Origin of the sequence: Colwellia sp. BRX9-1 (genome assembly GCF_014077195.1) — a bacterium.
Lineage (GTDB): Bacteria > Pseudomonadota > Gammaproteobacteria > Enterobacterales > Alteromonadaceae > Colwellia_A.
In genome coordinates this window covers 1-19,256 of sequence record NZ_JACGVM010000024.1, presented here as the reverse complement: position 1 = coordinate 19,256, position 19,256 = coordinate 1, and the positions used below count along the sequence as shown (strand labels likewise).

14 protein-coding genes are annotated in these 19,256 nt (G+C 37.3%); 6 read left to right on the top strand and 8 right to left on the bottom strand.

Annotation, left to right across the window (positions count from 1 at the left end):
- Window positions 1-40 precede the first annotated feature (40 nt).
- Window positions 41-1,930: a TAT-dependent nitrous-oxide reductase gene (nosZ, locus tag H4J76_RS17215; protein ID WP_182216762.1), complete on the bottom strand. Its 1,890-nt coding sequence runs from the start codon at window positions 1,928-1,930 to the stop codon at window positions 41-43.
- 71 nt (window positions 1,931-2,001) lie between these two features.
- The gene (gene nosR / locus H4J76_RS17210) at window positions 2,002-4,134 is read right to left on the bottom strand and encodes a transcriptional regulator NosR (RefSeq protein ID WP_182216761.1); all 2,133 of its coding nucleotides are present in this window, start codon (window positions 4,132-4,134) and stop codon (window positions 2,002-2,004) included.
- 292 nt (window positions 4,135-4,426) lie between these two features.
- Between nosR and H4J76_RS17205 the strand changes: the two genes are divergently transcribed.
- Window positions 4,427-4,567: a hypothetical protein gene (locus H4J76_RS17205; RefSeq protein WP_182216759.1), complete on the top strand. Its 141-nt coding sequence runs from the start codon at window positions 4,427-4,429 to the stop codon at window positions 4,565-4,567.
- A 5-nt stretch (window positions 4,568-4,572) separates the two neighbouring features.
- Here H4J76_RS17205 and H4J76_RS17200 read toward each other — a convergent pair whose 3' ends face one another.
- Window positions 4,573-4,839 (bottom strand): hypothetical protein, encoded by a 267-nt coding sequence (locus H4J76_RS17200; protein ID WP_070375611.1) that lies wholly within the window; start codon window positions 4,837-4,839, stop codon window positions 4,573-4,575.
- A gap of 364 nt (window positions 4,840-5,203) precedes the next feature.
- Window positions 5,204-6,409 carry a tyrosine--tRNA ligase gene (tyrS, locus tag H4J76_RS17195; RefSeq protein ID WP_182216818.1) on the bottom strand — a complete coding sequence of 402 codons (1,206 nt, stop codon included), beginning with the start codon at window positions 6,407-6,409 and terminating at the stop codon, window positions 5,204-5,206.
- A 237-nt stretch (window positions 6,410-6,646) separates the two neighbouring features.
- On the opposite strand from tyrS, the gene H4J76_RS17190 reads away from it, so the two are divergent.
- The 3 genes from H4J76_RS17190 (at window position 6,647) to H4J76_RS17180 (ending at window position 9,549) form a co-directional block, all read left to right on the top strand.
- The gene (locus H4J76_RS17190; protein ID WP_182216757.1) at window positions 6,647-8,035 is read left to right on the top strand and encodes an OapA family protein; all 1,389 of its coding nucleotides are present in this window, start codon (window positions 6,647-6,649) and stop codon (window positions 8,033-8,035) included.
- A 34-nt stretch (window positions 8,036-8,069) separates the two neighbouring features.
- Complete coding sequence (locus tag H4J76_RS17185; protein ID WP_182216755.1) at window positions 8,070-9,194, top strand: anhydro-N-acetylmuramic acid kinase; 1,125 nt, start codon at window positions 8,070-8,072, stop codon at window positions 9,192-9,194.
- A 163-nt stretch (window positions 9,195-9,357) separates the two neighbouring features.
- On the top strand, window positions 9,358-9,549 hold the full coding sequence (locus H4J76_RS17180) for a hypothetical protein (RefSeq protein WP_070375607.1): 192 nt from the start codon (window positions 9,358-9,360) through the stop codon (window positions 9,547-9,549).
- An 84-nt stretch (window positions 9,550-9,633) separates the two neighbouring features.
- Here the strand turns inward: H4J76_RS17180 and H4J76_RS17175 are convergent, their stop codons facing one another.
- Both H4J76_RS17175 and H4J76_RS17170 read right to left on the bottom strand, forming a co-directional pair.
- On the bottom strand, window positions 9,634-9,912 hold the full coding sequence (locus H4J76_RS17175; RefSeq protein WP_182216753.1) for a hypothetical protein: 279 nt from the start codon (window positions 9,910-9,912) through the stop codon (window positions 9,634-9,636).
- Window positions 9,913-10,009: 97 nt separating this feature from the next.
- Window positions 10,010-11,617 (bottom strand): methyl-accepting chemotaxis protein, encoded by a 1,608-nt coding sequence (locus H4J76_RS17170; protein ID WP_182216751.1) that lies wholly within the window; start codon window positions 11,615-11,617, stop codon window positions 10,010-10,012.
- A gap of 824 nt (window positions 11,618-12,441) precedes the next feature.
- Here H4J76_RS17170 and H4J76_RS17165 point away from each other — a divergent pair.
- Window positions 12,442-14,433, top strand: coding sequence for a M4 family metallopeptidase (locus H4J76_RS17165; RefSeq protein WP_182231016.1), 1,992 nt, complete (start codon window positions 12,442-12,444; stop codon window positions 14,431-14,433).
- 98 nt (window positions 14,434-14,531) lie between these two features.
- Window positions 14,532-15,125, top strand: a complete 594-nt coding sequence (locus H4J76_RS17160) for a hypothetical protein (RefSeq protein WP_182216747.1) — start codon at window positions 14,532-14,534, stop codon at window positions 15,123-15,125.
- Window positions 15,126-15,921: 796 nt separating this feature from the next.
- On the opposite strand, the gene H4J76_RS17155 is transcribed toward H4J76_RS17160, so the two are convergent.
- Together H4J76_RS17155 and H4J76_RS17150 are read right to left on the bottom strand one after the other, a co-directional pair.
- Window positions 15,922-17,010: an ACP S-malonyltransferase gene (locus H4J76_RS17155; RefSeq protein WP_182216745.1), complete on the bottom strand. Its 1,089-nt coding sequence runs from the start codon at window positions 17,008-17,010 to the stop codon at window positions 15,922-15,924.
- Window positions 17,007-19,211, bottom strand: a complete 2,205-nt coding sequence (locus tag H4J76_RS17150; RefSeq protein WP_182216814.1) for an alpha-ketoacid dehydrogenase subunit alpha/beta — start codon at window positions 19,209-19,211, stop codon at window positions 17,007-17,009. Before H4J76_RS17150 ends, H4J76_RS17155 begins: the two co-directional genes overlap by 4 nt.
- Window positions 19,212-19,256: the final 45 nt, after the last annotated feature.

Here is a 19,256-nt window from a genome sequence, read left to right as displayed (position 1 = left end):
ACGTTAAGTCTATTAAAACTAAAATGTACTTAACTTAGTACTAAGCTTCAACCAACATACGACCGCGCATTTCCATGTGTAATGCATGACAGAACCAATTACAGTAATACCAATAAACACCGGGTTTATTCGCCATAAAAGTAATAGAAGCAGTTGCTTGTGGACCAATTTCCATTTGCGCGCCGTGATCAGTCATACAAAAACCGTGGGTTACATCTTCTACTTGGTCGAGGTTAGTGACGATAACAGTCACTTCATCACCTAACTTCACTTTAAATTCAGTCATACCGTAAGTTGGCGCGATTGAGGTCATGTAAACGCGTACTTTTTTACCATCACGAATAATTTTGTTTTCAGAGTACACATCTACGCCATCACGTTTTGCTATAGCAATTGTTTCTGCAAACATTGGATCCGTACGAGGCCACAATTTTAATGGTTTCATTTTAGTGCGGTGTACCATCATACAATCATGTGGTTCAGCAAATGCAGGTCCATCGTGAACAATTTTCATTTCGTCACCTGAAATGTCAATTAATTGATCGTTTTCTGGACGTAAAGGACCAACAGGTAAAAATCTGTCTTTAGAAAACTTACATAAAGAGACTAACCATTTACCATCAGCATCACGTGTTTCTCCCATTGTTGTATGGTTGTGACCGGGTTGATAATGAACATCTAGTTTTTGACGAATATAGTTCACTTTTTTACCATTGTGGGCATCAATAGCATCTTGAACATTCCACTTAGCAATTTGGCTATCAAGAAATAATGTTGTGTACGCATTACCTTTGTTATCAAATGCGGTATGAAGTGGGCCTAAACCTAATTCTGGTTCCGCAATAATCGTATCACGTGGTTTAATTTCATCAGCGAATAATGCATCTAATTTTTTAATTGAGATGATTGAAACGGTCGGTGATAATTTACCGTTAGCGATGAAATACTCACCATTAGGTGACGTGTTCAAACCATGTGGTGATTTAGGAACCGGAATATAACGCGTTAATTGAGAGCCTTTACGACCATCTAAAACAGGTACATTGTTGCCATTATAAGTTTTGAATTTACCTGCCTTAACAGCAGCTTCACAACGCGCTAGACTAAATACAACAACATGATCGCGTTCAGATGTGATCATTTCACCCAAGCTCATCCCCATTTCTGAGTTGTAACATGTAGATGCAAAATATTTTCCATCATAATCAGCGTCGGTGTTATCTAAGTTACCATCAACGATGACTTGGAAAGCCATTTCCATCGTTTCCGCATCAATCACGTTATATATTGAACGATAAGTACTTACATCTTCTAAAGAGGCTTTACCATCATTGACAATTGGCACCTCAAACTCGCCATTACATACGATGTATTTTGTATAGGGTACTTTTTGTACACGTAAACCGTGAATTGCTTGTGTATTAGGAACGGTAAGCATTTTATCCGTTTTCATCACATCACATCGAATGCGTGCTACACGTGTATTTGATTTATCGTTAATGAAAACATATTTACCGTTATAACGACCGTCAGTCATACTCATATGAGGGTGATGCGTATCGCCAACCATAATATTGGCACTATCGCCTTTAATACGTTTAGACTCGTTTGTTAAGCCCCAACCAGTCGCACTATCAATGTTAAAGACAGGAATACGCATTAACTCACGCATTGATGGAATACCCATAATACGTACTTCACCAGATTGACCACCTGACCAAAAACCATAATACTCATCTAAATCACCAGGATGAACAAACGGATCACTGCCGGCATCTTTAGCACGAGCTTGTGCCATTGATGAAAACATAGCTGCCGTCATTGGAGCAGCAACAACACCAGCACCTAATATCGCTGTTTTACCAAAAAACTTACGTCTACCTTCGTTCTCTAACTCTACGTTATTAGAGCTTTTATCGTCATTACTCATTACTTTTCTCCATTATGGTTAATTTTTTTAATATTGATTCCAACACTTGCTTGTATACTTTTATTTACTTGTTAACCGACATTTACTGCTTCTATTTCTGTTTCTTTATACTTTGCTTTTTTGCGTGCTAATTTTTTCAATGGTGGGCATTTCTCATCGTTAAAGTAAGTGACTTGGCAGTCGAGACAATAGTGACACTCGCGCATATTGATCACGCCATTAGGGTCTATCGCTTGAATTTCACACTCTTTAGCACAGGTTTTACAAGGCTGACCACATTCAGGGCGACGACGTAACCAGCTAAATAAACGAATACTATTACTGGTTGATAATGCAGCGCCTAATGGGCACAAATAACGACAAAAGAATTTGCGATTAAAGATATTGATAATCAAGAGTACTGATGCATATAAAACAAATGGCCATTCTCGATCAAACTTTAATAAGAACGTTGTTTTAAAAGGTTCAACTTCAGCGAAATGTTCAGCCAGTGATAATGATTCCATCGACAAACCAAAAAGTGCTAATAGAATCAGATATTTAATGGCCCATAATCTTTCATGCACGGCCCAAGGTAATTCAAATTGTGGTATTTTTATGTAGCGAGCAAAGATATTCATCAACTCTTGTAAAGCGCCAAATGGGCACAACCAGCCACAATAAACCGCCCGGCCCCATAAAATCATGGTAACGGCTGCCGCTCCCCATAAAATAAATATAATCGGGTCGAGTAAGAATAAATCCCACGAAAAATCAGACATTAAGGCTTGTAAGAAAGTAAATACATTGACCACAGACAACTGGCCACCCCATGACCAACCAATAAAGACGACAGTAATAATCAAAAACAAATGACGGAAGTTGTGCATAAAAGTTGGGTGGCGTACCAATATATCTTGAAAAAACAAACTCATGACAACGATAGCAAGTAAAATAATCAAGATAATGACTTCAGCTTCTTTCTCTTGCCAAACTTCTTGAATCAAGGTTAACTCTGGCTCAGGATAAATAAGAGCTGGACGGTCAACATACTTATCTAATGTGTGATAATCGCCTTTGAAAGAGGTAAATAAGCTATCGACTGCGCCTAATTGGCGGCGAACAAGTAACTCCACCTGCCAATCAACACCGGGGTTAAACTGGTGCTCGGCACGGACAATAAATAATGACATTTCTTTAAATCTAGGTGCGCCAGCAATATAAAGATCAGTAACACGGTTATGATCTAAATCACGAAAGGCAAAGGCTTCGTTATTTTGTAGTATTTGAATACGATCAAAAATACCGCCACGCACATAACCCGACCCTTTATAAGAATAGCCATTTCCCAGCATAATAATGGCATGTTCACCCTCTTTAAGGCTTGCCATTAACCATTGATATTCACTATCGCCTAATAAGTTACGACCCACCGTTGGGATATCAGCCTGAGCAAAGTAAATTTCAGCAAACAGCTGTTGTTTCTGCTCTGCACTTGCTTCATCAACATGCTCAACTCTAGTCCCCGCAAACGCTTCATCAACTATTTTTCTATTTAAGGCTAATTTTCGAATGGAGCCGTCACCAAGGAGTCCTTGCCAATCAAGCTTTTGATAGACATCTGGGTATATTCTGGACATAGGTTGAATAATGTCTTGGCTAGCTTTAATAATACCTAAAGAACGAGCGACTTTTGTTGCCGCTTTAGTAATTGCTACATTCATCACCATGACAGTAACAGTTGCACCAGAAAGCCCATCGATATGAATAACGCCTTCCTTGTTATTCCCACCGACCTTTAATCTGTCACTGACGTTTAAACCATTATATTGATCAGCAAATTCATACAGTTTACTTTCAGGGATGCCAGCAAGAATAATAGGTTCATGATGCTCTAGAACTTTAGCTCCCAAATAAACACCTGCTGGGCTAATGGCGACTAACATATTGACTGGCTCACCAGAATAAGCTGGCATTTTAGCTAAGTCGTTTGTTTCAAAAGCATAGCCAATAATGTCTTTGTCTTTATATATGGTCCAAATTAACGGTTCACCTTGCTTATCTGATATTGATGTTGCTTCTGGGAATATTTCATGGATAAGTGGAATAGGGTCTTTAGGCGGGCTAACAAACAAAGCTTGTGCAGGCATTACTACAGATAAAAATATCGAAAGCATTAATAGCAAACTGTTAATTTTAGATGTCTTTACTCTATTCTTAGCCATGACTTAACATTCTTTTATTTAATTTTAATTCAGTAAACCTAAAGGTACTACTGCGACAATATGTCGCATATATTACGCTCACGGTTAAACAGTGATCTGATGTAGATCAATAAACAAAAGAAAAATAACCCTCCAAAATATAGGGTTAAAGAAACATTAGTATCAGGAAAGGTAACAACTAGCGTCGTAGAATATCTGCAGTGGCTGTAGAGTGATAACGGTGGTGTTTCAATTTAGGTAATCGATAATCGAGCTTAGTTTAGGGGCAGAGCTCTACTGGCAGCGGATAATAATGACGATGGTGGTTATGGTATCAATGGTGGTTATGGCAGCAATGGTGTCATTACTCGCAATACTAGCAATACTAGCAATGCAGAATAAAAGTCAGTTTAGAAGCAGAACTCTACTGGCAGCAGATAAAGTCGACAACTAGTATCACTATCGTATATTGATATCTGGTGTAGTATTAATGTCGCCATCTTCGCTTATAGTTGCTGGTGTACCATTTTTTAAGACAAGAACAGCAGTACTGCCACTCGATGTAAACCGGGTAAAGCGGAGTTCATAGCCATATTTAGTTAAACTTAGTGCAGCAAAACGTTGAGCTAACGTTAATTTTTTCCAATTATTATCAGATTCAAACTCACTGTCATCAAAATATTGTCGCCGTTCGATTAAATTATTTCTCTCGGGTTTATTTTCCATAGTGCGGCTCAATACTGTATTTAATATTTGGTTCAACAAAATAACAACTCGACAACTTTAATGAGTGGGATTTATCGGTTAACAACCTTAACTCGACACTTAAATTAAGCACAAATTATTCCAAGATTAAAATACTGTTATTTAACAACGAACTGGAGATAAAGCATTCTGTACTTACGACTAGATTTAGCGTTAGTGTAAAAAAAATTGACGAATAATTATTAAGCAATCATGCTGGATTTTATTACTGAGATAATAAATAAAAGTCATTATGATTTTAGCGTAAAACACCTGACTCTTTAATGCACTGATAAAAAAGCCAGTAATAAATACTGGCTTATACATAGGTTATAAATATGTGAGGTTATTTTACTGTTACTTTAGCAAATTTACGTTTGCCAACTTGGTAAATAGCCGTAGTCCCCGAAGCAATACGTAACTTGCTGTCGGTAATTTTTTCACCTTCAATTTTAGCCGCCCCTTGCTTAATCATTCGCATGGCGTCTGAAGTACTCGCTACTAAGCCCGCTTCTTTTAGTAGGTTAGCAATAGCGATGTCACCACTGTCATCAGCTATCTGAACTAATTTATCCTCAATTTCATCAGGCATTGCGCCTTTTTGAAAACGATTAATAAATTCTTGATGTGCCGCCTCAGCCGCGGCATCATCATGAAAACGAGCAATTAACTCTTTGGCTAAATCGATTTTCACATCGCGAGGGTTCATTCCTTCAGCAATTTTTGTTTTATAAGCAGCAATTTCTTCCATTGGCTTAAAACTCAACAGTTCATAATAGCGCCACATCAATACATCAGAAATAGACATTATTTTACCAAACATTTCTGTTGGGCTATCCGTTATACCAATATAGTTATTAAGCGACTTAGACATTTTCTGTACACCGTCTAACCCCTCTAAAAGAGGCATCATTAAGACCGTTTGCGGTCGTTGCCCCTCTGATTTTTGTAATTCGCGCCCCATTAACAAATTAAATTTCTGATCAGTGCCACCTAGTTCAACATCAGCCTCTAAGGCTACAGAATCCCAGCCCTGAACGAGAGGATACATAAACTCATGAATGGCAATAGATTGACCGCTGGTGTAACGTTTTTTGAAATCATCACGTTCCATCATACGGGCAACCGTCTGACGAGATGCCAGTTTTAACATACCAGCAGCGCCTAGCTTATCCATCCAGGTAGAGTTAAAAGCAACCGTTGTTTTAGCTGGGTCTAGAATTTTAAAAACTTGTTCTTTATAAGTTTCAGCATTTGCCAGCACGTCTTCTCTTGTTAACGCTTTACGCGTAACATTTTTACCGGTTGGATCACCTATCATGCCAGTGAAGTCGCCAATTAAGAAAATAACTTCATGGCCAAGTTGTTGAAACTGACGCAACTTATTAATTAATACCGTATGACCTAGATGTAAGTCTGGTGCTGTAGGGTCAAACCCTGCTTTAATTTTTAGTGGCTTTCCCGTTTTTAATTTTTCTAGTAATTCACTCTCTAGCAAAATTTCTTCTGCACCACGCTTAATTTCAGCAAACGCTTGGCTGACATCAGTCATCGACTTAGCTCCAAAAAATATAATCATAATTTATTGCTCGATTCTACTGCAATAATGCCTTGGGTGAAAAGCCTTAAGTTAATATTTAGGGCAATTGTTCTATTTTTTAATTATTGCAGCTTGTTTTTTAAGGAAGAAGTGCCGCTGAGTCCCCGAGATCACTCACCTTTACGGTAATTAAATTTTACTCAAGGCTATTTTTTGATATAGTAAACGATAGCTATCGTATTAAGATACATGAAATTAGGTTGTAGTCTGTTGAAAAACATAAAAAAATTCTATTTACAGTTACCAAAACCGCATAGGGTAATTATTAGCTCATTCAGCATAATTGTGTTGTTGTTACTCCTTATTCCTTCGGAAAAGGCAACAGCCAGTCGTCAATTGACAGATACGTCACTAGAAATAGGTAAACGTTACGCATTAGCTTTACCTGAAGTTGAAGATATCTCCTTAGACACGCCTGCTAGCAATATCGAATCATCAATAAATAAAGAAAATATAACGGCACCTATTAACAGTGAAGAAGAGACACTAACCTGGAAAAAAGCAAAAGTACGCAGTGGTGACTCTCTTGCCAAAGTATTTAAACGCCTTGGCTATAGCGCGAGAACAACATACGACGTGAGCTCAGCAAAAGGTGACTACAGTAAATTATTGAAAAAAATTAATGTTGGTGATGTCTTTCATATAGGCCAAAACGCAGCAGGAGAGCTAGCAGTACTGACCTACTCTTTATCAAAAACAGAAACCTTATATGTAAAACTAATTGATGATGGCAGTTACCAATCAAGTAAAGAAACCAAAACGGTAGAAATTCGAGAAACTATTGCCCACGGTGTTATAAAAAGTAATTTTTGGAATGCTGGTATTGAATCAGGTTTAAACGATGCACAAATAATTAACCTTGCTAATATTTTTGGTTGGGATATCGATTTTGCCTTAGATATTCGTGAAGGGGATAGTTTTCATGTTGTTTTTGAAAATCGATATGTCGATGGCGATCATATAGGTACAGGTAAGATTCTTGCCGCTGAATTTATTAATAAAGATGATCCTTTTCAAGCCATTCGCTTTACAGACGGCGAATATTATTCTCCTGATGGCAGAAGTATGCGCAAAGCTTTTTTACGTGCGCCGGTAAACTTTAGGTATATTAGTTCAAATTTCAAACCAAAGCGTTTTCATCCTATTCAAAAGCGCTGGAAAGCTCATCGTGGTACTGATTACCGTGCAAATAAAGGTACACCTGTTGTAGCTGCAGGTAATGGGAAAGTGACCCATTCAACCTATAACAAATATAATGGTAATTACGTATTTATTCAGCATGGTAATGGCATTGAGACTAAATATTTACACTTTTCAAAACGAAATGTTAAAAAAGGGCAACGGGTAAAGCAAGGTGACGTTATTGGTTATGTCGGCTCAACTGGCATGTCAGAAGCATCACATTTACATTATGAATTTTTACTTAATGGCGTACACCGTAATCCAAGAACGGTAAAGTTACCTGATGCTAAACCCATTAATAAGAAATATGCTGCTGAGTTTTCGGTATTATCAAGCCAACGCTTAATGGAACTTTCAGGCTCTAGACAAGCTTTGTTGGCGATGCAGACGCATTAACCCTCTTTAGCCCAATAATAATTAGCGAGTATAAATGACAAAAGCTACGTTTTATATTGGGTTAATGTCTGGCACTAGTGCCGATGGCATTGACTTAGCCCTTGTTGACTTTACTAGTGGAAGTGCCGAACTAGTTGCTAGTTATTATCAAGCATATGACAATGTCACTCGACAAAAAATCACTGAGCTTTATCTACCCAATCATAACGAAATAGACAGAGCCTTTTCACTTGATATTACTCTTGCCCATCAATTTAGTGAGGCAATAAGTACACTATTAGACAAAGAAAACTTAGTAGCTGCTGATATTATTGCTATTGGTAATCACGGTCAAACCATTCGACATCGCCCAACTCAAAGCTCTGCTATTGAAGCGCCTTTTACTTTACAAATAGGCTGCAATCAAACGTTAGCGGTATTAACCGGCATTAGAGTTATTGGTGACTTTAGAACAAAAGATATTGCCTTAGGTGGACAAGGTGCTCCTTTAGTCCCTGCATTTCACCAATTCTTATTACCTGCCACTGAAAAAGAAACTTTTTTAGTGAATATAGGCGGCATAGCTAATATCACTTTTTTGCCTAAAAAAAACTCGTCTAAAAGTGTATTAGGCTTTGATACCGGCCCAGGGAACGCTCTTTTAGATGCATGGTGCTTTGAACACTCAGGAAAGAGATTTGACAATAACGGCGACTGGGGAAGCTCTGGAACGATTAACCAAGCACTATTAATACAGTTACTAAGTGATGACTACTTTTTGTTATCAGCCCCCAAAAGTACAGGCCGTGAATATTTTACCTTGCAATGGTTAGCACCCTTTCTCACCCCATTACAAATAAGCGCTGTCGACGTACAAGCAACCCTCACCGCCTTAACTGCTTGTTCTATAGCCGCCGACATTAAAAAAACATCAAATTCAGCAGATGTATATTTATGCGGAGGAGGAATCGATAATAATTTTTGTTATAAGCTTATAAAGCAAGAGCTTAACAACTTCAATGTTAATAAGGTACATTCACTAAAGCTGAATAATAACGCACTTGAAGCAATGGCATTTGCTTGGCTCGCATTCGCTTATGACAAAAAAATCTATGGAAATATCCCAGCAGTAACAGGGGCTAGAAAGTCAACAGTACTCGGCTGTGAGTTTTTTGCCTAATTCACTCTAGACCTAAGTAACTTTATCTTTATAATAAAATATTACCTGTTTAAGTAAATATGCTCATTTAGCAGATTAATTGAACTAAACAATCTATTGTAAATCTAAATAACATAGGGTTTATTTATCAATGTCAACACAGCAATTTAGGCGAGGAGGTTCAATGGAATTTCATGATATTCATATTGGTATGAAATGCGGTAGTAAAAAAGGTAGTGGTACAGTCACCTGGATTGACGGTTCAACGCGCACTATTTATATGGCAAATACAGAAGAAAACAATAGCTTTGAAGTGGACTTTGAAGAAATCATAGAAGACCCTCAAGCACATAATAATACTGACGCCTATTATTAATCACTATGGTGACCCATTACATAAAATAAAAAGCCTCTTTTTAAAGAGGCTTTTTATTCGATAATAAACTTTTATTTCAATAGGTTAACCGCCAACCTTCAAATTGGGTAAGTTAGTATTTGCAATCGTCGATAATACAAGTGAGACCATAAAAAAGAAGAATGTTGTTGCCCCTATCGTCGCTCGAAACACCTCATCATTGTTCTCTGAAAACGTTAAAACTCCGCCAAAAACCATGGCAAGCATAAAACAAATAATGCCAGTAACCTTAGCCAATTTTTGTAAAAAACCTTTTTTGGTTTGTGTTAACTCTGTAGTTATTTCTTTGCTTGTGCAATTTTCGCCATTTTTATGTGCTGACATCGTAGAACTCTCCTCAATGATCAATAACCGTATAATAAAACAACACGTTGATCATAATTAAACACCGCCATTTTTTGTTAAATATAACGGCTAAATATTACATTTTAAATTGTGATAATTGCTGATTAAGCTCGTAAGCTAACTCGAGTAACTGTTCACTTATCTCTTTACCACGTATCGCATCTTTACTTGATTTTTCTGCAACGTCACTAATATTGACAACATTGACATTAATTTCGTCAGCCGCTAAATTTTGTTGCTGTGCTGCACTAGCAATTTGTGTGTTTAAATCATCAAGCTCTGTTATTTGCGACGTTATTTCCACTAATAAACTGGCTACATTCGTTACATCTTCTGCCTTTTCATTTGCCTGCTGACTAACATCATTCATAGAGTTAACCGCATTACTGGCATCGACTTGTAATCCCCTAATCGTTAACTGGATTTGGTCAATAGACTCTCTGGTACGCGTGGCTAATGAGCGCACTTCATCGGCAACCACTGCAAAGCCTCGCCCTTGCTCTCCGGCTCTTGCTGCTTCAATAGCGGCATTCAATGCCAATAAATTGGTTTGTTCGGCAATACTGGTTATTACTTCTAAAACACCTCCTACTTCATGAGTTTTGTCGCTTAATGCAGCTATCATAGCGGTATTATCAATTACCTTATCACGCAATAAACCAATGCCATCTTTAGCATTTTCAACTAATTCCAGGCCTTGCGTTGCTTTTTCTCGTACCGACAGTGAATTCTCAGCGGCGGTTTGAGTATTACGATGTACTTCACTCGCAGATGTATCTAGTTCATTAATTGCAGCGGCTACAGAGTCGGTGCCGTTCTTTTGTTCAAGCACAGCCGCACGCATTAAATTCGATATTTCATCAACACTTTTTGCTGAATCAATTAATTTGTCTGTTGTTGATGAGATGGATAAAAAACTTGTTCTAAATTTTTGCATCATGCTATTCAATGCCACACTTACTGCACCTAATTCATCATCATGATGTACTTTGATTTCTTTGTTCAAATCTAAATTATGTTCTACATCGTTAATGGTTTTTCTAAGTCGTTTGAGGCGACTAAAAATCAATTTTTTTATGGTTAAACTTAATAACCAAAAGCTAACAACAGTGATAACTAACTGTAGGATCGCTGCTTGAGTTATAGAACTCATAATTTGCTGGTCAACTTTAGACAGATCATAGGTCACCTTTACCGCGCCTAATATTTCATTTTCTTTGACTTGATGACAGGTTAAACAGTTAGTGCCACGGTAATCTGAACTGGCACGAATAGGCGAAATAAAACTCATCATTCGCTTACCGTCACGTTCAAAAACATCAAACGCTTTAGTGCCGTTTATACCTTGTTGTTCAAAATTACCGACCGCTTTTTGATCAGCAAAACCGTCACCAAAAATAGCCGTTAAAGCAGGCGCTCGAATAATACGTGCCTCAACAATTTCATCTTGGCTCTGTATTTTATTTTGTATTAACTGACGATTTACTATTGTCCCGGTTAACATCATAGTATTCACAGAGTCAAAATAATTAAGTGCTAAACTTTCTAGGTTACGTTCAACAAAATTTTCACTGAGCTCTTTTTCATCATAATAAAAGAATATGACTGTGGTACTTAAGAACGCTATTGCGATAAGTACTAATGCAGCATTAATCTTTACTGCCAATGATAGTGTAGAAAACATTGTGTTCATGAACCCGATAGTTAAAAGTCATTAAAGTGTAAATTATTATCATAATAAAACTTTGATTTACTTTAACAATCGAGCATATATTTTTATCTATTTATAATAAAACCAACCATTTTATAACTCATCTCTTTACTTATTTATTATCTTCATAGATCGAGGGCAATTGTAGAAATGGAATAAAGATGGAAACCGTTAAATACAATCGGAAACTGGAATTATTAAGTTTAAGCGCAGTATCTGCCACAAAGCGGTCTAAATTTACGAATAAAAATCATCCTTCGTAACGATCTCTTTGATACGAAACCGGACGTTAGCCTTGGCTTATCTAGCGACAAGAGAACCGATGAAAATCAGCCCTGCGTTAGATAATAGAATTGTTCTAAATTTCATCAGGAATCTATAAAGTCAAAAATTCTAATTTGATTAGAAAATACCAAAGCGGACATTAAATTAATATGATTTTAGGTATTAAATTCTATGGCGCTTCGGGGCACTAAGCGTATATGGATTTGATCTGATTTAGATTGCTTATTAATGTTTTAAAAATCAGGTGTTCATTTGAAATTTCATTGTAAATCAATTTGTTCCTTGTGATTAATAATCAATGTGATATATTTTTTGTGACTAAAAAAAGAACACATTGGAATTGTGTAGCTTTTTAAATGGAATATCAAACATGCATAGGGTTAAGGATGAATAGCAACAATTGTGAAATTAGTCACGTTCGTGAGTATTAGTCGTTAGTCGTTAGTCTTTTAAGTTAGAAGTAAATGCATTTTGTTGTTCCAATAATTTAATTATAACAACAGGTAAGTTAAATGATTGATAGAACAAAAAAAACAAACTACATCCGTTTAAAAACGTTTACATTAAACATAGTTAAACTTGTGATGACACTCACTTTTAGCTTTGTATTCACAATTAGTATAGTGTCGGCTAATGAAGTAATAAAAAAGGATAAAGGAACACGTATAGAGCAAAGAAATGCCATCAAAAAAATTGGTAACCTCAGTAAATTAAAGTTTAACGCACATGGCATGCCATCAAATATCGAAGGTGAATTAGGTTATTACAACCCAGCGACACACGATAAAGATATTAATAAGTTAATTAAAAATATTGGCGCTATATATCATCTACAAGCTAACCAGTCTTTTAAAATAAGAAGAGTTAATAACTCATCAACGGGTTATCATACTCGGCTAGACTTATATGTAAATCACATAAAAGTAGAGGGTGCTGAATTCATTATTCATACCGACAACAATAATAATATTTATGCTATCAATGGTAATGTTATTTCTTCTGAAAATTTGGCCATTCAAGCTTTAATCACTCAACAGCAAGCGCTTAATGCATCATTAGATATATTAAGTGATAACAAAAATATAAATATCCTAGATCAGCCCAAGTTAATTTATGTGGTTGATGCTTTAGGGGGTGCTCATTTGTCATGGTTATCTTTAATTGAATATAAGGATAATAATGGTAGTCAATACCTTGATAAGATTTATATTGATGCCACAAATGCTCAATTTATCATGCGAACACCTCAAATTCATAACGCTTTAGATAGAGAAATACGCAGTGCTGGCAATCAAGATATCCCTTTAGGAACAACAACTCTTATCTCTGAGGGAGGCTCATCTTCAGACACTACCGCTATGGATGTCTATGAACATCTAAAAACAACGTATGATTATTTTAATAATAAACAGGGTATTGACTCTTTTGATGATAATGGCACAAGCCTAAAAGCGACTATTCATTATGTAGTAAGTGATGTAGGACAGCCAGATGAAAAAAATATTGGCCGTTGGGATTCAAACAATAAAAGGTTCCTCTTTGGTGATGGGGATGACAGCCTGTTTTCTTCTTTAGGACGTTCTTTAGATATTGTCGCCCATGAATATACTCATGGAGTATCGAATGAAATAGGCCCGACATTTATCTATCAACAGGGTGCTAACGGTAAATTTATTGGTGAGTCAGGAGGAGTAAGCGAAGCTCTTAGTGATGTTTTTGCTACAGCTGTTGATATTTTTAAAAACGGTCAAACAAGCAATACTTGGCTCCTTGCTGAAGATGTATGGAAACCAGCCGTTAGTGGTGATGCCATGCGGTATATGAATAACCCTACTAAAGATAATAATTCATTAGATTTTTATTTAGACCTCACTTCTAATACTGAGGTCCATGATAGCTCAGGCATAATCAACCTTGCTTATTACTTGTTGGTCAATGGCGGTTTTCATCCACAAGGACGAACCAGTCACCCTGTAGAAACGGGGGTTGGCCATACAAAAGCAGAAAACATCTTCTTTCAAGCACTTACCCAATACATGACTAGCGCTGAAACCTTTATAGATGCGATGGAACATACGGCAAGAGTTGCCCTACAAGTACACGGTAATAATTCAAATGAACACAAAGCGGTTTGTGCTGCATGGAGTGTGGTTGGTATACCTAATGACAGCTCGGTTTATTGCGCTAGCAGCCTGCCAAACAAAACAACTTGGCTTAATAAAAGTTACTCTTGTTCAAATGGTGGGGCATTAATTAATACTTCTTGGGGAATTGTTAATGGCAGTTTAGCTTCAGGAGAGTTTTATCAGCTTGAACACCGTAATGGAAAATACGGTGTTTGGGCAAAAATATTACCCTATAGCCAATCAACAAGTCACAGTGAAATTTATTTTAGTGGTTTGCAATATTTTAAAGCAAGAGTCTGTAACCATATGGGTGACTGTGGCACAGCAACGTCAACTTTAGTAAATGCTAGTTGTGGTGGCGGTGGTGGCGATTTGTAATAAATTAAGCTCAGGTGTTGTTAGAGTATAATAATTACCAATATCATCTGAGCGTACAATAAACGGTTGACTTAAAATTAAACTAATTGAGATATAAAATGAAAATTAACAATCTTTTGATACTTGTAATTATCTGTTTTATTAACGCTTGTCAGGGTGATTCAGAAGAAAAAGCAGAGCCAATAGCTGAACAAAAATATTTACTGGCTGTGACCTATGATAACTATGCATGGGGGGCAAGTCATGCAGGGATTTTTGTTGATATTGAAGGCAACTTTTATCATTATTATCATGATAAAGGGGATAATGATGGTTACCTTTCAGTAAATGAAGTGGCAGAGCAGTCAGAAATAGAACTCACTAAAGTGATGGGGGGCGCTGGGACTTTACTTGAAACTTTAGATATTGAAGTTATCAAGGAAATTAAAAGTATTGCCAGTCGGGTGACTTCTCATAATTTTACTGAGTCGCAGCAACGTTGTCATGATTCTGGAAGTATACGTTTTTTTAGCTTTTATTTTAATATAAACACTCAAATGTATACTCCAACTCTACTAGAGAAAACTGGTGGATTGGCACAAGTTAATCTTTCACCTTCTGCAAAAGAATTAGTGAATTGGCTGGACACTAAATCAAGTGAATATCAGTTAGGTCTTAATTCAGATGATTGCAGTTATATACCTGAAGATTAATATTATACGACTTTACTTTTGTGAAAATTCTTATAACTCTATAGCACTTTTGGGGATATATGACCTTAAAGTTAACAATCTAATTTCGGTGCATCCAAGATGATTCTAATGTCCGCTTTTGAAATTGGGAACATAATTGTACGTTCAATATTAAGTGAATTTTAGAGTACAAATAAATAAAATTTGTTGTAGTAGCTCAGACCAGTTCTGCCGTTAGTAACTCAAAAGCTAACTTCCGCTTTTGGCTAGTAGTTGCCCTAAAGAATAAACAGGAGTTAACGTCAACAATGCCGACTTTCCTGACTGTAATACTAAAATATAATCATAATAAGAAACAGACAGTTCGCGTTTGAATAGATCAGATAAGGCGTCTTTTTTGTTGCAGAAAACTTTATAAAGCATCTAATGAAAACATACCAACAGAATCTACTTTTAGCCAAAGCATCAACAGATAAAGAACGTTACCAGCAGGTGTGCCTGAGCGCTTAGAAAACTTAACTTGACGTCACATTATATTAAAGCCAGTGCTCTTCCATGTTGAATTGAAAGTATTGTTAAACTTAAGGTTTGCTTGTTCAAATAGATCAGCCGTTAGTGATGATAAGTTTAAGATGTTTGTGGCAGAATTCACTCGATGTCTCTTTTGGCTTTTTACGTTGTCTAGTTAACAAGTATTTACCACATTGAGACATCACTTATTTAAAATCATCGTCTTATTATCATTGTTTTATTATATTTGAATCCCGAAACTTGAGTTGATTTTATACAAAAATGTTTAGTTGTTATTTTAAACTTATCATACGACCTTTTTACGTTGCTCTGCTAATCCCATGGCGAGTATAAAAGGGTTTTCCTTTTGCTGCGCTATAAAATTAGCTTTGCTTTGTAAATTAAGCCAATGATGGCTGATCAAACTCTGCGCTACTGCGCCACCTAAGGTAGCACCTGGGCCCAGAATAATAAGCTTATCGGGCGCAAACTCTTTAATGGCTACCTCTATCGCTTTTGAAAAGTTATAAGGTTCTACCACTTGTGTATTAAGCGTGTAGTTATGTAATTGCTCAACATCGCAACTATAAGGTTGCCACACTTGCCCTAAGCCATCAATTAACGGTATTTCAGGGGCATTAAACAGTTGTGCTGGCAATAGTTCCACCGCCCGCTTTGAAACATCACTTAGCAGCGGTGTATGAAAAGCAGCATGGTTAAATAAATTCATTGGATAACGATCTTGCACCACAGGCAGTAACGCTTCTAACGCTTTCAAACCGGCCTTGTTACCACCAAATACTATATAACCACCTAAATTAATCGAGACATAAACTTCACATTCACTTTGTTGATTTGCTTGTGCTAACCATTGCATAACCTTGTGTTCTTGCTCTCGCTCAATATTCCACTCATCGTTAATGATTGGATATATCATTTGTCCGCCAATCACACCTTTTGTCATCATCGAGCCCATGGTATTAATTAGCTTAATAGCTTGTTTGGGCTTTAATGCGCCAGCAACCGCTAATGCTATATACCAACCCATGGAGTTGCCAGTAACCGCGACAATGTCGAACTCGTCTTTATTAATGGCTTGATAATCTGATAACGCACAAGCATAAATAAGTGCCGAAGCATTTTCACCAGCTGTATGGGTACGCATGCTGTAATTTTCCATACCATCAAGTTCAGAAACTTTCATTTGCCCTTGGCTGTCGCGAAAATCATCAATTAGAGAAACTATTTCGGTTTTATCGCTATGCAAACGCTGTAAATATCCTAGTTCTTCTTTATTGTAGGTACCTCGGCCAGGGCAAATAACTACCGCTCTTTGCTTTTTCTTATTCATGGCTTTTACTGGTGCTCTATCGGTATTTTTTATTGACGAACTCATTGGCAAATCTCCTTCGCAGCATCGACAATATTCTTAACCGATGGTAATACCTCATAGGCTGCAGCGCCTAGAGGAATAAAGCTATCACTGGCGGTAACGCGTTTTATTTTAGGACATTCACTTGTTTTCTCATGAATTAAAGTCACTAGCGCTTCACTAATTGAGCCCGTTTGACGACATTCATCAACAATAAGCACATGCTCACAATCATTCACTTGCGCCAAAATACCTTTTTCATCTAATGGTGCTAACCAACGTAAATCAACAACACGTGCATCAATACCCTGCTCTGCTAATTTTGCTTGTGCTTGGCACGATAAATAATTGCCATTGCCATACGTTAAAATACACAGTTGTTTACCTGAGCCAGCAACCTTAACGCCTAAATCGATACTGCTGTCTGCCAATTCAGGAGGCAGATACTCAAAGGTCCATAAACCATCACCTTCTTGGTGTAGGTCTTTCGCCATGTACAATGCTATTGGCTCTAAAAATATCACCATACGTTGTTGCTCTTGCGCTAAACGCACACTAGCGCGCATCATTTCAACTGCATCGGCACCATTTGACGGACAAGCGATGATTAATCCTGGAATATCGCGAAAAACGGCAAAAGAGTTATCATTATGAAAATGACCACCAAAACCTTTTTGGTAGGCCAAACCCGCAATGCGGATCACCATGGGATTAGTAAATTGCCCATTTGAGAAAAACGGTAATGTCGCCGCTTCGCCACGAATTTGATCTTCAGCGTTGTGCACATAAGCTAAAAATTGAATTTCAGGGATAGGTAAAAAACCGTTGTGCGCCAAACCAATAGCGGTACCTAAAATCGTTTGCTCATCTAACAAGGTATTAATCACCCGGCTTTTGCCAAAACGTTCACATAACTTTGCCGTAACGTTATAAACGCCGCCTTTTTTGCCAATATCTTCACCGCACATAACAATACTGGGATATTCAGCCATCAAGTCCATCAATGCCCAGTTAATCAATTTTGCTAAATGCTGTTTTTTAGGTAGGTTATGTTTCTCATGTTTAAAAATTTCTGCGCGAGTTTTATCGCTAACTAACACCGAGCTTCGTGCTTTAGTAACGTTAGGTATAATGCTTGCCATTACGGCATTAGCACTGGTCAGTTTTTCCTTGCTAGCGGCATTTTCAGCAATAACCTCAATGCGCTTTTCAACGTCTTGATAAATATCGATTAGCTCTTCAGTCGTTAAAATATTGTTTTCTAAGATAATGCGCGCGGTGTGTAATAAAGGATCTTGAAACTCTGTTGCCGTAATGTCAGCCATATCACGGTAAACAAACTCAGCATCAGAGCCCGCATGCCCCAAAATACGCACAGTGCGGATATGTAAAAACACGGGTTTACGCAATTCTCGAGCAATTCGCTCTGCTTCTTTTGCGGTTTTATAGGTATCTAAAATATTTAAGCCATCACAATAGAGGTAAGTTAAGCCGGCTCTATTTTCATAATTAGCGGCGATCCAGCCTTCCGGTGTAGCCGTTGAAATACCAATACCATTATCTTCACAGACAAAAACAATTGGCATAGGTATAGACTGATAAGCTGCCCAAGCTGTGCTGTTAATTGCCCCTTGTGTAGTGGAGTGATTCGATGAAGCATCACCAAAGTTACAAATAATGACGCCATCGTCTGGGATCTCACCTTTATGCGCTAAACGTTTTGCTAACGGAATGCTATATGCAGCGCCCATCGCTTTAGGCAAATGCGACGCTATGGTACTTGTTTGTGGTGGAATAGAGAGCGCTTTACTACCAAGCACTTTATGACGACCGCCAGAGATAGGGTCATCTTTTGATGCAGCAAATGACAATAGCATGTCATATAAAATCGTTTGTCCTGGTACTTGCTTACTTCGCTGAATAACAAACGCACCGCTGCGATAATGCAAAAATGCCATATCTGTCGGACGAAATGCCTTAGCATAAGCAGCATTACCCTCATGACCTGAGCTACCAATAGTATAAAAACTTTGACCTTTTTTCTGCATCACACGTGATTGCAAATCAAGGTGGCGACTCATTACTTGGGTTTCAAATAGATCAATAACTTCAGCTGAACTTAATCCAACATCACTAGGAGTTAAAGCACAAGTTGATTCAGGCAAAGTTTGGGCGCGAACAAAGTTAATAAAGTTTTCTTTCACCAGCTGATTACGATCAGACATGATATCTCCACGGGGAATTATTATTATTATTATTATTATTATTAT

Bases quoted from the DNA above. Each gene is read 5' to 3' on its own strand.
- nosZ (WP_182216762.1), bottom strand. From the start codon at position 1,930: ATGAGTAATGACGATAAAAGCTCTAATAACGTAGAGTTAGAGAACGAA.
- nosR (WP_182216761.1), bottom strand. From the start codon at position 4,134: ATGGCTAAGAATAGAGTAAAGACATCTAAAATTAACAGTTTGCTATTA.
- H4J76_RS17205 (WP_182216759.1), top strand. From the start codon at position 4,427: ATGACGATGGTGGTTATGGTATCAATGGTGGTTATGGCAGCAATGGTG.
- H4J76_RS17200 (WP_070375611.1), bottom strand. From the start codon at position 4,839: ATGGAAAATAAACCCGAGAGAAATAATTTAATCGAACGGCGACAATAT.
- tyrS (WP_182216818.1), bottom strand. From the start codon at position 6,409: ATGACTGATGTCAGCCAAGCGTTTGCTGAAATTAAGCGTGGTGCAGAA.
- H4J76_RS17190 (WP_182216757.1), top strand. From the start codon at position 6,647: ATGAAATTAGGTTGTAGTCTGTTGAAAAACATAAAAAAATTCTATTTA.
- H4J76_RS17185 (WP_182216755.1), top strand. From the start codon at position 8,070: ATGACAAAAGCTACGTTTTATATTGGGTTAATGTCTGGCACTAGTGCC.
- H4J76_RS17180 (WP_070375607.1), top strand. From the start codon at position 9,358: ATGGAATTTCATGATATTCATATTGGTATGAAATGCGGTAGTAAAAAA.
- H4J76_RS17175 (WP_182216753.1), bottom strand. From the start codon at position 9,912: ATGTCAGCACATAAAAATGGCGAAAATTGCACAAGCAAAGAAATAACT.
- H4J76_RS17170 (WP_182216751.1), bottom strand. From the start codon at position 11,617: ATGTTTTCTACACTATCATTGGCAGTAAAGATTAATGCTGCATTAGTA.
- H4J76_RS17165 (WP_182231016.1), top strand. From the start codon at position 12,442: ATGATTGATAGAACAAAAAAAACAAACTACATCCGTTTAAAAACGTTT.
- H4J76_RS17160 (WP_182216747.1), top strand. From the start codon at position 14,532: ATGAAAATTAACAATCTTTTGATACTTGTAATTATCTGTTTTATTAAC.
- H4J76_RS17155 (WP_182216745.1), bottom strand. From the start codon at position 17,010: ATGAGTTCGTCAATAAAAAATACCGATAGAGCACCAGTAAAAGCCATG.
- H4J76_RS17150 (WP_182216814.1), bottom strand. From the start codon at position 19,211: ATGTCTGATCGTAATCAGCTGGTGAAAGAAAACTTTATTAACTTTGTT.